The 14,328-nt window shown below is 69.0% G+C and carries 10 protein-coding genes; 2 read left to right on the forward strand and 8 right to left on the reverse strand.

The genetic code is table 11. From position 1 onward, the window contains the following. Window positions 1–300 precede the first annotated feature (300 nt). From ACFYUV_RS14135 to prfB, 5 genes are all read right to left on the reverse strand, one after another. Entirely contained in the window at window positions 301–2,166 is a 1,866-nt protein-coding gene (locus ACFYUV_RS14135; protein ID WP_387668711.1) for a penicillin-binding transpeptidase domain-containing protein, read from the reverse strand. Between the two features lie 20 nt (window positions 2,167–2,186). Next, window positions 2,187–2,654: an SsrA-binding protein SmpB gene (gene smpB, locus ACFYUV_RS14140; protein ID WP_387668714.1), complete on the reverse strand. Its 468-nt coding sequence runs from the start codon at window positions 2,652–2,654 to the stop codon at window positions 2,187–2,189. A 23-nt stretch (window positions 2,655–2,677) separates the two neighbouring features. After that, on the reverse strand, window positions 2,678–3,586 hold the full coding sequence (gene ftsX, locus ACFYUV_RS14145; RefSeq protein ID WP_352321716.1) for a permease-like cell division protein FtsX: 909 nt from the start codon (window positions 3,584–3,586) through the stop codon (window positions 2,678–2,680). Between the two features lie 20 nt (window positions 3,587–3,606). Further along, entirely contained in the window at window positions 3,607–4,296 is a 690-nt protein-coding gene (gene ftsE, locus ACFYUV_RS14150) for a cell division ATP-binding protein FtsE (protein WP_020541427.1), read from the reverse strand. A gap of 379 nt (window positions 4,297–4,675) precedes the next feature. Continuing rightward, window positions 4,676–5,794, reverse strand: a complete 1,119-nt coding sequence (gene prfB / locus ACFYUV_RS14155; RefSeq protein WP_387668720.1) for a peptide chain release factor 2 — start codon at window positions 5,792–5,794, stop codon at window positions 4,676–4,678. Between the two features lie 47 nt (window positions 5,795–5,841). Between prfB and ACFYUV_RS14160 the strand changes: the two genes are divergently transcribed. Further along, window positions 5,842–6,873, forward strand: coding sequence for a hypothetical protein (locus ACFYUV_RS14160; RefSeq protein ID WP_387668722.1), 1,032 nt, complete (start codon window positions 5,842–5,844; stop codon window positions 6,871–6,873). Window positions 6,874–6,892: 19 nt separating this feature from the next. Here the strand turns inward: ACFYUV_RS14160 and ACFYUV_RS14165 are convergent, their stop codons facing one another. The 3 genes from ACFYUV_RS14165 to ACFYUV_RS14175 form a co-directional block, all read right to left on the reverse strand. Next, on the reverse strand, window positions 6,893–11,761 hold the full coding sequence (locus ACFYUV_RS14165) for an NAD-glutamate dehydrogenase (protein WP_387668725.1): 4,869 nt from the start codon (window positions 11,759–11,761) through the stop codon (window positions 6,893–6,895). A gap of 258 nt (window positions 11,762–12,019) precedes the next feature. After that, a complete protein-coding gene (locus ACFYUV_RS14170; protein WP_387668727.1) occupies window positions 12,020–12,217 on the reverse strand; it encodes a zf-HC2 domain-containing protein in 198 nt (65 codons plus the stop codon). After that, window positions 12,217–12,762, reverse strand: a complete 546-nt coding sequence (locus ACFYUV_RS14175; protein WP_364325670.1) for a sigma-70 family RNA polymerase sigma factor — start codon at window positions 12,760–12,762, stop codon at window positions 12,217–12,219. The genes ACFYUV_RS14170 and ACFYUV_RS14175 overlap by 1 nt, the downstream gene beginning before the upstream one ends. 150 nt (window positions 12,763–12,912) lie before the next feature. On the opposite strand from ACFYUV_RS14175, the gene ACFYUV_RS14180 reads away from it, so the two are divergent. Then, window positions 12,913–14,310, forward strand: a complete 1,398-nt coding sequence (locus tag ACFYUV_RS14180) for a DUF1996 domain-containing protein (RefSeq protein ID WP_387668729.1) — start codon at window positions 12,913–12,915, stop codon at window positions 14,308–14,310. Window positions 14,311–14,328 lie beyond the last annotated feature (18 nt).

A 14,328-nucleotide genomic window follows, 5' to 3' on the forward strand; every position in this document is an offset into this window, starting at 1 on the left:
CAGTTGTCAACACGCCTCACGCTGATCATCACGCAGAGACGAGCAACACTGAATCTACAGGGGACAACGCCCCCAACGCCAACTTAATTCCAGCATGGCGAAACCCCCGGGAGCGTGGCACAGCAGCACGCGCTCCCGGGGGCCGACCGGCAGGGTCGAGCCGGTCCGGACGGCAGGACTTCCCCCGAGATGAAGTCCTGATCTCATCACGGCGACTGAGTCCGCAACCCCCCGAGCGGGCCCAGTCATTCAGTAAGACGCAGCCACGACCAGGAACGGTTGCTCGCCGTCACAAGATTTTCACGCAGAGTCACGAAGGCCCGAGAAGAAGCTGCCCGCGACGGCCGCCGCGTCGTAGTTCTTGGCCAGGACGGCGATCGCCACGTCCCCCTGCCAGCCGACGAACCAGGTCATGGGCTTGTCCTGGGTGCCCGCCGTCGCGCGCACGCCGTAGACCCTGCCCCGGCCCGCCTGGGCGGGGCTGCCGACCGCTCCGGCGCGCATCATCGCGGTCAGCGCGGTGCGCACCTTCGGATCCATCGGGACGGCGTCCGGCTGCTTGGCCGGGACGACCTCCGCCGCCGGATCGGGCGACGCGGGCGAGGTCACGAGCACCGGCGGCCGCCAGGTGCCCGACCCCACGGCCGCCGCGACCAGCGCCATCGACAGCGGGCTGACCTCGACGGTCTGCCCCGCGATGGCCCTGGCCTTGTCGGCGTCGCTGGACAGTTCGGGCATCGCCCCGCTGAACGACTTCAGCGGCAGCCGCCACGGCTGGCCGATGCCGAACGCCTTGGCGCTCGCGGCCAGGCCGCCGGCGCTGGCCCGGCGGGCCAGCGAGGCCAGCGCGGTCACGCAGCCCTTGGCGAAGTTGTCCTGGAACGTGGCCGACGACGTGACCCCGGCGGTCTGGCTGGTGTGCACGAACTTGGCGCCGCCCACCGTGCGCTCGGCCGGGCAGGCCAGCCGCTGCTTGGTGCTGACGCCGCTCTTGATCAGCGCGTCGGCCGCCACGATCGAGAAGGCCGTGCCCGCGGGGAACCTGCCCGCCAGCGCGTCCTTCTCCTGGTTGAGCCCGCTGGTGCCGACCGCGAGGATCTGGCCGGTGTCACGCTGCACGGCCACCAGCGCGCTGGTGGCCGTCTCGGCCACCGCCCGCTCGGCCGCCGCCTGGGCGCGGCTGTCGATCGTGGTCTTGACCGAGACGTTCTGGCGGCCCAGCCACTCCTTGAGCTTGGCCACCTGCCGGCCGGTCTTGAGATCGAGGGTGATCACCTTGGTCTCGGTGGAGCCGGTCAGATAGTCCTGGTACGCCTGCTGCAGGCCGCTCTGGCCGATCGAGTCGCCGGCCCGCTGGGGGCCGCCGAGCTTCTGCTCGTCCTCGGGGGTGAGCGCGCTGACCTTGCCGACGATCTGCTTGGGGGCGGCCGGGTCGATGGGCTGCGGCTGCGGATCGGTCTGGATGCCGGAGATGCCGGCCAGCTTCGACTTCATCGACAGGTAACGCGAGCGCCCGAACGTGACCAGCGGCACGAACTTGTCGGGCGGCGAGGACCTGATCCGGCTCAGCAGCCGGTCCTGGGCGTAGCCGGTGATCGCCGACAGCTTGGCCACGACGTCCTCGGCCCGGTCGCCCAGCGCGGACGGCACCACGCCCACGACGTAGACGTAGAGCTCGTTCTGCAGGGGGTCGTCGGCCCGGTCGACCACCGGCTGGCGCGGCTTGGGGTTGGTCTCGACCGCGAACCGCTGGCCCTCCTTGAGCTGCGGATGCAGCACCGACGGCGACCAGCGCACCTTCCACCTGCCGTCGACCAGGTGCAGCGGCAGCGAGCCGTCGTACGCCCAGAGCGGGGTGTTCTCCCCCAGGTCGACCTCGGCGCGGAAGTCGGCCTTGGACTCCTCGCCGTTCACGCTCACGCTCTTGATCTTGAAGCGGAACGAGGCCGCGTCGAGCTCCAGCTTGGCGTTGGCCAGGGCCTTGCCCACCTTGGCGGGGTCGCCGTCGGTGCGGCCCGCGGCCAGGGCGTAGTCCTCGGACTGCCAGCCCACGAGGAAGTCGCGCACCGCGTCGTGCGGCGAGGACTCCTCGAAGCAGCCGGTCAGCGTCATGCTCGCGACCGCCAGGGTGACGGTCGCGGCAAGGGTGCGGCGCGCGCGTGTCATCGGTTAGAGTGCCGCCGCTCTCATCGGTTGCGGTGCCGCAGGGCCCGCGCCATCTCCCGCTTGGCCTGCTGCTCGGCCAGCGACTGCCGCTTGTCCCAGTCCTTCTTGCCCCGGGCGACGGCGATCTCGACCTTGGCCCGGCCGTCCTGGAAGTACAGGACCGTGGGGACGATCGTGAGACCGCCCTCCTTGGTCATGGCGGCCAGCTTCTCGATCTCCTTGCGGTGCAGCAGCAACTTGCGCTTGCGCTTGGCGGCGTGGTTGGTCCACGTGCCCTGCATGTATTCGGGGATGTGCACGTTGAGCAGCCACGCTTCGCCATTGTCGATGCTGGCGTAGCCGTCGACGAGCGAGGCGCGGCCCTCGCGGAGCGACTTCACCTCCGTGCCCTGGAGCACGAGCCCCGCCTCGAAGGTGTCCTCAAGGTGGTAGTCGTGCCGGGCCCGCTTGTTCTGGGCGATGACCTTCCGCCCGGTCTCACGTGGCATGCTTCGACCTTACCGGCGATTCCTCACACCCTGAGGTATCGGCGGAGCGTCACGAACGAGGCCAGCACACAGATCACGACGCCGATGGCCATGGTGAGCGTGATGGTCTGGGCCACCGCGTCCCAGCCGAGCTGGGCCATGCCGCTGCCGAAGTAGCCGGCGATCTCCTCGAACAGCAGGACCTTCGTCACGATCAGGATGATGGCCGCGAAGACGCCGCCGATCAGACCGGCGATCACGCCTTCCATGACGAACGGCAGCTGGATGTAGAGGTTCGAGGCGCCCACCAGGCGCATGATCCCCGTCTCCCGGCGCCGGTTGAACGCCGACAATCGCACCGTGTTGCCGATCAGCAACGCCGCGGCCAGCACCAGCACGATGGCGACCGCCAGCGCGTAGAAGGACAGCTTGTCGAGCAGGTCGAAGAACTTGCCGATGAGCTGCTTGTGGTCCATCACCTGGGACACGCCCGGCTGGCCCTTCACGGCGTCGATCACCGGCTGGTAGTTGTCGGGGTCGACCAGCTTCACGCGGAACGACTGCGGCATGTCCTCGACCCTGGTGGCCTGGACGAGCGTCGGGCTGGCCTGGTAGGCCGTCTTGAAGTTCTCGTACGCCGTGCTCTGGTCCTCGTAGAAGACCTCCTTGACGCCCTGGAGGCTCTCAAGGCGGGTCTTCAACGCCTTCGTCTGGGCCGGCGTGACGGCCTTGCCGTTGCACTCGGGGATCGCGGTGCCCTTGGTGCACAGGAAGACCGAGATCTCGACCTTGTCGAACCAGAAGGACTTGAGCATGGAGACCTGGGCGTTGATCATCAGGCCGACGCCCAGCATCGCCATGCCGACTGCCACGGTGATGACGACCGCGATCGTCATGGTCAGGTTGCGACGGAGGCCGATCCAGACCTCGGAGAAGATGAAGTTCGCCCGCATGTTGTGTCTGCCGCTCCCTGTCAGTACGCCTGGCCGTACACGCCACGCGACTGGTCACGGACGATCTTCCCGTCCTCCAGCTCGACGACGCGTTTGCGCATGGAGTCCACGATGGCCGCGTCGTGCGTGGCCATGACGACCGTGGTGCCAGTTCGGTTGATGCGGTCGAGCACCTTCATGATGCCGATGCTCGTCGCGGGGTCGATGTTGCCCGTGGGCTCGTCGGCCAGCAGGATCATCGGCCGGTTGACGAACGCGCGGGCCATGGCGACACGCTGCTGCTCGCCGCCGGACAGCTCGTCGGGCATGCGATGGGCCTTGCCCTCCAGGCCGACCAGCTCGATGACCTCGGGCACGACCTTGCGGATGAACCGCCTGGGCTTGCCGATCACCTCTAGGGCGAACGCCACGTTCTCGTAGACGTTCTTGTTCGGGAGCAACCTGAAGTCCTGGAAGACGCAGCCGATGCGGCGGCGCAGGTGAGGCACCTTGAAGTTGGAGAGGCGGGCCAGATCCTTGCCGGCGACGTGGATCGCCCCGGAGTTGGGCCGCTCCTCCTTCAGGACCAGACGCAGGAACGTGGACTTGCCTGACCCCGAAGGGCCGACGAGGAACACGAACTCGCCCTTGTCCACGTCGACGGAGACGTGGTCGAGAGCGGGCCGGTTCTGGTTCGCGTAGACCTTGGTGACATTATCGAAATGGATCACGAGAGCATCACGGCATGCCAGTCTAGGGGTCAGGACGGAAGCGAGGGTGGCACATGCCCATTTCCCGCCGCCGGCCGATCGGGGGCGCCGTCTTTACTGATGATCGACGTTCCGATTGGCCAGACGACAGTCTAGGGGGAAGACTGGCATGGAACGTCCATAACGGAAACAAAACGATTGTGCGGCTAGACTTGGGGCTGTCATGAGTTGTGAACACCTCGTATGCGCGCAGTGCGCCCACCCCGTGATCGAGGGCCGCTGCCCCCTCTGCCGAGCCAACAGGGAGCGGATGCACAATCACGGCTTCGCCGGACTGTCACCCGCCCTCGTCGTCGTCCTGCTCCTCGTGCTGCTCTTCGCGACGCTGGTGCTCAGGCACCTAGTCGGTGGCGCCTGACTCCGCCCTGCGCATCCAGCGGATCTCCGACTCGATGAACCCGTCGAGGTCGCCGTCGAGCACCGCCGACGGGTTGCCCGCCTCCGTGCCCGTGCGCAGGTCCTTCACGATCTGGTACGGGTGCAGCACGTAGTTGCGGATCTGCGTGCCCCATGACGTGGTGGTCGCGCCGCGCAGCTCCGACATCTTCTCCGCCTCCTCCTGCCGCTTGCGCTCCAGCAGCTTGGCCTGGAGCACGTTCATGGCCGAGGCGCGGTTCTGGAGCTGGGAGCGCTCGTTCTGGCAGGAGACCACGATGCCGGTGGGCAGGTGGGTGATGCGCACCGCCGAGTCGGTGGTGTTGACGCCCTGGCCGCCGGGGCCCGAGGACCGGTAGACGTCGACCCGCAGGTCGTCTTCGTTGATGTCGATGTGGTCGGTCTGCTCGACGACCGGCACGATGTCGACGCCCGCGAACGAGGTCTGGCGGCGGCCCTGGTTGTCGAACGGGCTGATGCGGACCAGCCGGTGGGTGCCGTGCTCGCCGCGCAGCGTGCCGTAGGCGTAGGGGGCCTTGATGGTGAACGTGGCCGACTTGATGCCGGCCTCCTCCGCGTAGGAGGTGTCGTAGACCTCGGTGGAGTAGCCCTTGCGCTCGGCCCACCGCAGGTACATGCGCAGCAGCATCTCCGCCCAGTCGGCGGCGTCGACGCCACCGGCCTGGGAGTTGATGGTGACGAGCGCCTCGCGGGCGTCGTACTCGCCCGACAGGAGCGTGCGCACCTCAAGGGCGCCGATGTCGGTCTTGAGCGACTCCAGCTCCTTGTCGGCCTCAAGGCGCGTGTCGTCGTCGCCTTCCTCGGCCGCGAGCTCGTAGAGCACCTTCAGGTCGTCGAGACGGCGCGCGACGCCCTCGACGCGGTTGAGCTCGCCCTGGAGATGGGAGAGCTTGCTCGTGACCTTCTGCGCCTGCTCGGGGTCGTCCCACAGGTCTGGGGCGGCAACCTGCTGCTCCAGCTCCTCGATCTGCTTGCGCATCGCGTCGAGGTCGAGCACGTCCTGGATGCTGCGGAGCGTGTTCGCGAGCTCGTTGATCTCTTCTGCCGGATCGATGCCTGCCACGTCTCCCTAGGGTACGCGACCCTCGCGTGCACGAATAACATGGCGAGGTGCGTGCATACGGTCGGGGGAAGATGCTGGCGCTCGCCGTCGGCGTGCTGGCCGCGGCGACCGCGTGCACAGGCCCTGCTCAGACGTCCCCGGCGGTGCCCCAGGGAAAGGCGGGCGCCACCGGCGCGGCGAGCCCCTCGCCCAGCGCGCCGCCGCCCGCCGTCACACGTCAGGAGGCGGCCGAGGCGGTCGCCGAGATCCTGCCCACCGACGACGTGCTGCGCGTGGAGAACCCCGTGACGGGGCGGCTCTTCCTCGACACCGACCTGGTCACCGGCGGGCAGCTGGCGCTCACGCAGGCCGCCTTCGAGTCCACCGGCGACCGCCCGCCGCGCTACGCCTGGGGCACGCCCACCCTCTACGTGCCCAGGTTCGCCCAGGGCGAGCGGGCGCCCTGGTTCAGCGCGCTGGCCACGCGCAACGGGCAGCCGACGCTGCTGACGTTCGCCAAGAGCGGCGACGACTGGCTGCTCAGCTCGGCCGCGCAACTGCTGCCGGGCCAGGAGCTGCCGCGGGTGCGGCTCGACGCCGACGGCTACGCCACGGCGCTGACGCCCGACGACAAGACCGTCACGATCAGCCCCCAGTACATGGGCCCGGTGCACGCCAGCGTGGCCGAGACCGGGGCGGCCGGGATGACGGCGGGCCTGCTCGCCGACGGGCCGTACACGACGGACGTGGCCAAGCAGATCGCCACCGACCGCGAGAAGGCCAAGAAGGACGGGTTCAGCTACGACTCGATCTTCAGCGCCGACAACTGGCCGGTCTACGCGCTGCGCACGGCCGACGGCGGCGCGCTGATCCAGTACTCGCTGTCGCGCAACACCTCGACCCGCACCGTCGCCAACAACACCTACATCATCCCGGTGCCGCCGGAGGCGGGCTGGGCCATCTCGACCTCGTCGGTGCGCCGCAGCCTCAAGCTCACCGAGGTCCACCAGTACGCCACGGCGGTGCCCCCGCTGTCGGCCCCGGCCGCCGCCCGGGTCGTCGCCCACGACGGAGCCCTCACCCGCGCCAGCGGCGAGTGAGGGCCCCTCCGGGCGGTTCCTACGCCTCCGTGTGAGGCAGGTTGCTGGCGGCCACCAGCGTGCGGATCGCGCGCAGGGCCACCGAGAGCGTCGCCAGGTCGAAGTGGTCGCTCTCCCAGATCTCCGACAGCGTCTGGCGGGCGCGTCCCACGGCGGCCGCGTTGCCGTCGGTCCACCGGGCGAGCCGCTCCTCGGGCGGCAGCCCGGACGTGCTGTGGGCCAGCACGTCACGGGTCAGCGACGCGTGCGCGGCGTACAGGTCGTCGCGCAGCGCCGAGCGGGCGATGGAGTTCCACCGGTTGTCCCTCGGCAGGGCGATGACGCGTTCGCGCAGGCGGGCCAGCTGCAGGCGGTCGGCCAGGTCGAAGTAGACCTCCGCCACCTCGTTCACCGGACGGCCCGTCAGGGACGCCACCTCGACCAGGTCCAGCGTCGAGTACGCGGGCACCATCGCGGCCACCCGCTCGGCCAGCTCCTGCGGCACCCCGCGGGCCACGAAGGAGTCGCGGCGCTCCTCGTAGGCGGCCAGGTCGGGCCCGGTGAGCAGCTTGGGGATGTGCGCGGACAGCCCGTTGACGCCCTTGAGGAAGAAGCCGACCGACCCGGCCAGGTCGAGCGGCGGACGCCGGTTGACCAGCAGCCAGCGGGTGCCGCGCTCGACCAGCTTGCGCCCCTCCAGCAGCATGGCGATCTGCGTGGCGGTGTCGACCTCGTTGTCCAGCGCCTCCACGGCCCGGTAGAAGCTCGGCAGGTCGAAGACCTCCCGCGCCACCAGGTACGCCCGCACGATGTCGGACGTGGAGGCGCCGGTCTCCTCCGCGAAGCGGAACATGAACGTGGTGCCCATGGCGTTGACCAGCTCGTTCACCACGCAGGTCGTGATGATCTCGCGCCGCAGCGGATGGGCGTCCATGTACGTGCGGAACCGCTCGCGCAGGTCCGACGGGAAGTACGACACCAGCCAGGAGGCCAGGTACGGGTCGTCGGGCAGCTCGGAGCCCAGCACCTCGGCGTCGGCCACCAGCTTGGTGTAGGCCAGCAGGACCGAGAACTCCGGCGCGGTCAGCCCGAGCCTGGCCTGCCGCCGCTCGGCCAGCGTCTTGTCCGAGGGCAGGAACTCCAGCTCGCGGTTGACCAGCCCGTCGCGTTCGAGCTTGCGCAGGTAGCGGGCGTGGATGTGGAGCATGTCGACCGCCTGGGCGCGGGTCGCGTCGAGCACCACGTTCTGGGCGTGGTTGTCGCGCAGCACCAGGTCGGCGACCTCGTCGGTCATCGACGTGAAGACCTGGTTGCGCTGCTTGTCGGTCAGCTCGCCGTCGCGCACGACCTGGTCGAGCAGGATCTTGATGTTCACCTCGTGGTCGGAGGTGTCCACGCCGGCCGAGTTGTCGATGAAGTCGGTGTTGACCAGGCCGCCGTTCAGGGCGAACTCGATGCGGGCGAGCTGGGTGAAGCCCAGGTTGCCGCCCTCGCCGATGACCTTGCAGCGCAGGTCGCCGGCGTCCACCCGGAGCGCGTCGTTGGCCTTGTCGCCGACGTCGGCGTGGGACTCCGAGCCGGCCTTGACGTAGGTGCCGATGCCGCCGTTCCACAGCAGGTCGACGGGGGCCCGCAGGATGGCGCTGATCAGGTCGTTGGGGGCCAGCGAGCTGACGCCCGCCTCGATGCCCAGCGCCTCGCGCATCTGCGGGGTGATCTGGATCGACTTGGCCGTACGCGGGAACACGCCGCCGCCCGCGGAGATCAGCGACGGGTCGTAGTCGTCCCAGGAGCTGCGCGGCAGGTCGAACAGGCGCTGCCGCTCGGCGAACGAGCGGGCCGCGTCGGGCGTGGGGTCGATGAAGACGTGCCGGTGGTCGAAGGCGGCCACCAGCCGGATGTGCTGGGAGAGCAGCATGCCGTTGCCGAACACGTCGCCGGACATGTCGCCGATGCCGGCCACGGTGAAGTCGGTGGTCTGCACGTCCACGCCCATGGTGCGGAAGTGGTACTTGACCGACTCCCAGGCGCCGCGGGCGGTGATGCCCATGGCCTTGTGGTCGTAGCCGACCGAGCCGCCGGAGGCGAAGGCGTCGCCGAGCCAGAAGCCGTACTCCTTGGCCACGCTGTTGGCGATGTCGGAGAAGGTGGCGGTGCCCTTGTCGGCGGCGACCACGAGGTAGGTGTCGTCGCCGTCGTGCCTGACCACGTCGGCCGGCGGCACCACCTTGCCGTCGACCAGGTTGTCGGTGATGTCCAGCAGGCCGGAGATGAACATCCGGTAGCAGGCCACGCCCTCGGCCAGCACGTCCTCGCGGGCGCCGGAGGCGGGCGGCTGCTTCACCACGAACCCGCCCTTGGACCCGGTGGGCACGATGACGGTGTTCTTCACCATCTGCGCCTTGACCAGGCCGAGGATCTCCGTCCTGAAGTCCTCCATGCGGTCGGACCAGCGCAGGCCGCCGCGGGCGACCTTGCCGAAGCGCAGGTGCACGCCCTCGACGCGGGGCGAGTACACGAAGATCTCGTACTTCGGCCGCGGCAGCGGCAGCACGCTGATCGCCTGCGGGTCGACCTTCAGCGAGATGTACGGCTTGCGCTGCCCGTCGACCGTCTGGAAGTAGTTGGTGCGCAGGGTCGCCTGGATCATCTCCAGGTAGGCCCGCAGGATGCGGTCCTCGTCGAGGGAGGCCACCTCGTCGAGGGCGCCCAGGATCTCCTCGTTGAGCGCCTCCACGAGGTCGACCCGCACGTCGTCGCCGCGCCTCGGGTCGAGCTTGGCCTCGAACAGGCGGACCAGCAGCCGGGCCAGCCGCACGTTGCCCAGCAGCACGCGTTCCATGTAGAGCTGCGAGAACGTGCTGCCGGCCTGCCGCAGGTACTTGGCGTAGACCCGCAGGATCTCGACCTGCTCCCAGGTCAGGCCCGCCCGCAGGATGAGGGCGTTGAAGTTGTCGGCCTGGACGCGGCCCTGCCACAGGGCGCTCAGGCCGTCCTGGAAGAGCCGCTTGAAGTCGTTCCTGTCCACCTCGCCGGAGGGGGTGTAGCGCAGGCCGAAGTCGTAGATCCAGGCGTTCTTGGTGCTCGCGTCGCCGTCCCGGTCGATCTCGTACGGCCGCTCGTCCACGACCTCGACGCCGAGCCGCTGGATCAGGGGCAGCGCCTCCGACAGGGAGATCGGCGAGCCGACCTTGTAGATCTTCAGCCGCCGCTCGCCCTCGGCGGCGTCGTACGGCTCGTAGAGGTTGATCGCCACCTCCTCGCCGTCGGCGACGAGCTGCTCCAGGCGGCGCAGGTCGACCACGGCGACCTTGGGCGGGAAGTCGGCCTTGTACCCCTCGGGGAAGGCGGAGACGTACCTCCTGGCCAGCCCGGGGGCCTCCTCCTCGGAGGTCATCTCGTCGAGGGCGGCGGCCAGGTCGTCCTCCCAGGAGCGGGTGAGCGCGGCCAGGCGCGCCTCCAGCTCCTCCACGTCGACGCTCGGCGCGGGGAGCTGCTTGCCGCGCTCGCCGCGCACGACCACGTGCAGCCGGGCCAGCACGGACTCGCCGATCATCGCGCTGTAGTCGAGCGACCTGCCGCCGAGCGCCTTGAGCAGCACCTCCTGCATCTTCAGCCGCACCTTGGTGGTGTAGCGGTCGCGGGGCAGGTAGATCAGGCAGGAGATGTAACGGCCGTAGTCGTCGCGCCGCAGGAACAGCTTGACCTGCTTGCGCTCGCGCAGCCGCAGCACGCCGAGCGCGATCGGCAGGAGCTGGGCGACCGAGGTCTGGAACAGCTCGTCGCGCGGGAACGTCTCCAGGATCTCGATCAGGTCCTTGCCGTCGTGGCTGTCGGGCGCGTGGCCGGCGGCGTTGAGCACCTCGGCCAGCTTGCGCCGCAGCACGGGGATCCTGGAGATCGACTCGTTGTAGGCCACGTGCGTGAGCAGGCCGAGGAAGCGGCGCTCCCCGATCACCTCGCCCTCGGGCGAGAACAGCTTGACCCCGATGTAGTCGAGGTAGGTCGCGCGGTGGACGGTGGCCCGGCTGTTGGCCTTGGTGATGATCACGAGCTGCTTCTCGCGGGCCTTGGCGCGCACCTCCGCGGGCAGCGCGGAGAAGCTGTCGGAGCCCACCTTGTCGTCGCGCAGGATGCCGAGCGCGGCCCCGGGCAGTGCCTTCAGCATCTCGCCCTGGTCGGTGTGCTCCAGCCGGTACTCGCGGTAGCCGAGGAACGTGAAGTGCCCGTCGGCGAGCCAGCGCAGCAGGTCGAGGCTGTCCTCGACCTCGGCGGGCTCCAGCGGCGGCGGGTTCATGCTGAGGTCCTCGGCCGTCTGGACGGCCAGGGCCCGCATCTTCCTGAAGTCCTCGACCGCGTACCGCACGTCGGCGAGCACCCGCTGCAGGTCGGCCTCGACGCGCCTGAGCACCGCGGGGTCGCCCTGGCGGTCGATCTCGATGTGGATCCACGACTCGACCAGCATCTGGCCGGTGACGTCCTCCTGGCCGCGGCCGAGCATCCGGCCCGTCATGTCGCGGCGCACCCGCATCTGGGGGTGGACCACGAGGTGGGTGCCGATGTCCTGCCGGTCGAGCTCCATGGTGACCGAGTCGACGAGGAACGGCATGTCGTCGGTGACCACCTCGACGACCGAGTGCCCCGGGTCCCAGCCGTTCTCCTCCAGCGTGGGGGTGTAGGCGCGGACCACGGCCCGGCCCTGGGGGCGTACCTCGGCGAGCTGCCGCTGGGACATCGCCGGGCCGTACACGTCGACGGGGTTGCGGTCGAGCAGGTCCTCGGGCGCGACATGGCGGTAGTAGAACCGCAGGAAGGAGAGGGCCTCCTCCGCGCTCATGTGCTCGCTGCCGACCGCGCAACTTTCCGCGGCTCTTTGCAGCAGCTCATCCTTGGCCTCGTCGAGCGGCATTTCGCTCTCACTCCTTTGTGAGGGTTTGCCATGGCTGTTCATAGCCAGGCTCTTCGTTCCCATAGCGAGGGGAAGTAGTGCAGACGGGTACGTCCGGGGAGATGGGCGACAGCCGGTCGCCTTCCTCGCCGGACCGCCGGCGCGGGGGGAACGGGCGCATCACCGTCGATGCCCACCGAACACCTCCCCCTGAACGCCCGGCCCTGATTCCGGGCGTGTGCCTCGCCGTACCGATATCACCCGAAAAGGGCATAGACGTCAACGTGACATCGACATGGGGGGATCGTCGCCGGAGGCCGAGGGGGCGGTCCTGAGATCGTCGAGCCGGCCGGGAAGCTCGGCCAGCTCCATGAGCTCGGCCTGGCACCGCTCGCACGCGTCGAGGTGGCGTTCGAACGCCTCGTGCTCCTCCTCGTCGAGGACGCCGAGGACGTAGGCGGCCACCCCGTCGTGCATCAGCCGGCTACCCCCTTGTCACGCAGCTGTTCGCGGAGAGCCCGGATCCCGTAGTAGAGCCGGGACTTCACCGTGCCCGGCGGAATCCCCAGAATCTCCGCCGCTTCACTTATCGTACGGTCTCGGAGGTAAGTCTGCTCAATGACTTCGCGGTGTTCGGCGGACAGGCTGCGCAGCGCGTCGGCGACGACGATCGCCGACAGCGCGCGTTCGGAGCCGTCCGGCACCGACATCTGGTCGACTTCGGGCGGCTCGACCTCGTGAGGCCGGGCGCTCTTCCGTCGGCGTCCGTCGATGACGATGCGGCGGGCCACTGTCAGCAGCCACGCCCATAAAAGGCTCGGTTCCCATTGCAGTCTTGCCGAGTTTCGCCAGGCCCTGACCAGCGTCTCCTGTACGACGTCCTCGGCCCATTGCAGATCGTTTCCGGTCGATTTGCGTACGTGGCGCAGCAGAGGGCCGCCGAACTCCTGGTAGAGCACCGCGATGCGATGTTCCGCCTCGGCATCCGCACTCTCGAACCTGCCGTCGAGGTGACCTAGCACGGGGCACATCTTTACACCTTCGTTATCGGTCCGGCAGCCACTCCGATAACTCCAGTTATTTCTAACTATCTCCGGTCATGGGTGAACCTGATGGTGTAAGCCCGCGTACCTCCCACCATGCAACGGCTGACAACCATGAGAACCGGGCGCATGGCCGCGGCCATGACCGCTCTTGCCGTGGCGGCGGGCGGCCTGGTGTCCGCCGCCGTCATCGGCGTGGCCCCGGCGCGGGCCGACCACTGCGACCCGGCCCAGGCGAGCCAGGACGACTCCCGCCGCCAGCGCGACCGCGCCCCCGACCAACAGGCCCCGGACCAGCAAGCGCCTGACGAGCAGGCACCCGACCAGCAGGTCCCGGACCAGCAAGTGCCGGACCAGCAGGTCCCTGAACAGCAGGCGCCCGACCGGCAGGGGCAGGACGGGGATCAGCAGGTGCAGGGCGGCGGGATCGTGCTGCGCGACCCGGCGCAGTCGCCGGAGCCGGAGGACCCCGGCGACGCCCTGTTCCGCCGCGACCGCTCGCCCCGCACCCCCACGACCGAACCCCAGGACCCCCAAGACCCCCAGAATCCCCAAGATCCCCAGAACCCGCAGGACCCCGGTGACCAGTCGCAGGACCGGCGCGCCCGGCCGACCCGGACCGCCTCCCCCTCCCCCACGGCCTCCCAGGACGACGACTGCAAGGACCTCGGCCCGTTCGTCACCGACTTCGTGGACATCCGTCAGGTCCAGCCCCTGAGGCTCGACGCCGGTATCGGCAGGAACGGCTCACGTGGCACGTTCGTCGCTCAATGCGGCACCAACCGCAATGGTCACAACAACCCCGACAATTTCATCGTGGCCCCCGGTGTGAGCAACGGCGCCCACCATCTCCACGACTACGTCGGCAACCTGTCCACGGACGGCTTCTCCACCGACGAGAGTTTGGCCGCCGCCGGAACCACCTGCCGCCTAGGGGATAAATCCACTTACTTCTGGCCAGTTCTGCGCGACCGCAAAGTGGACGCGAACACCCAGGACCCCGACGGCAACGTGGGCCGGGTGATCCGCGCCGGCACGGTGAGCCTGCAGTTCCGGGGCAACGCGACCTCCAGGGTCGTCGCGATGCCGAGGTTCCTGCGCCTGATCACCGGCGACGCCAAGGCGGGCACCAACGGCGCCGCGAACGCCCGCGCCCGCTGGAGCTGCACAGGATTCACAAATCGCATAAGTCCCGATAAATATCCGCTTTGCCCGCGCGGAAGTCAGGTTCTTCGTATTCTGGATTTCCCCAGCTGCTGGGACGGTCAGAACACCGACAGCGCCAATCACCGCACGCACGTGGTCTTCCCCGGGCAGAACGGCGCTTGTCCGCAAGGCACCAGGGCGATTCCGCAACTGCGCATGCTCCTCGCCTACACGGTTCCACAGGGTCCGTCGTTCGCCGTGGACGCGTTCCCTGAACAGAAGCACAACCCGGTCACCGACCACGCGGACTTCGCCAACGTCATGCCCGAACGGCTGATGCAGTTCGTCGTCTCGTGCATCAACCGGGGTCGCCGCTGCTGACACGTCCCCATCAGCCTT

The sequence above is a fragment of the Nonomuraea sp. NPDC003560 genome, from assembly GCF_042878785.1.
Lineage (GTDB): Bacteria > Actinomycetota > Actinomycetes > Streptosporangiales > Streptosporangiaceae > Nonomuraea.

Coding starts and splice junctions, on each gene's coding strand:
- smpB (WP_387668714.1), bottom strand. CDS start 2,654: ATGCCACGTGAGACCGGGCGGAAGGTCATCGCCCAGAACAAGCGGGCC.
- ACFYUV_RS14180 (WP_387668729.1), top strand. CDS start 12,913: ATGGCCGCGGCCATGACCGCTCTTGCCGTGGCGGCGGGCGGCCTGGTG.
- ACFYUV_RS14170 (WP_387668727.1), bottom strand. CDS start 12,217: ATGCACGACGGGGTGGCCGCCTACGTCCTCGGCGTCCTCGACGAGGAG.
- ACFYUV_RS14135 (WP_387668711.1), bottom strand. CDS start 2,166: ATGACACGCGCGCGCCGCACCCTTGCCGCGACCGTCACCCTGGCGGTC.
- ftsX (WP_352321716.1), bottom strand. CDS start 3,586: ATGCGGGCGAACTTCATCTTCTCCGAGGTCTGGATCGGCCTCCGTCGC.
- ACFYUV_RS14165 (WP_387668725.1), bottom strand. CDS start 11,761: ATGCCGCTCGACGAGGCCAAGGATGAGCTGCTGCAAAGAGCCGCGGAA.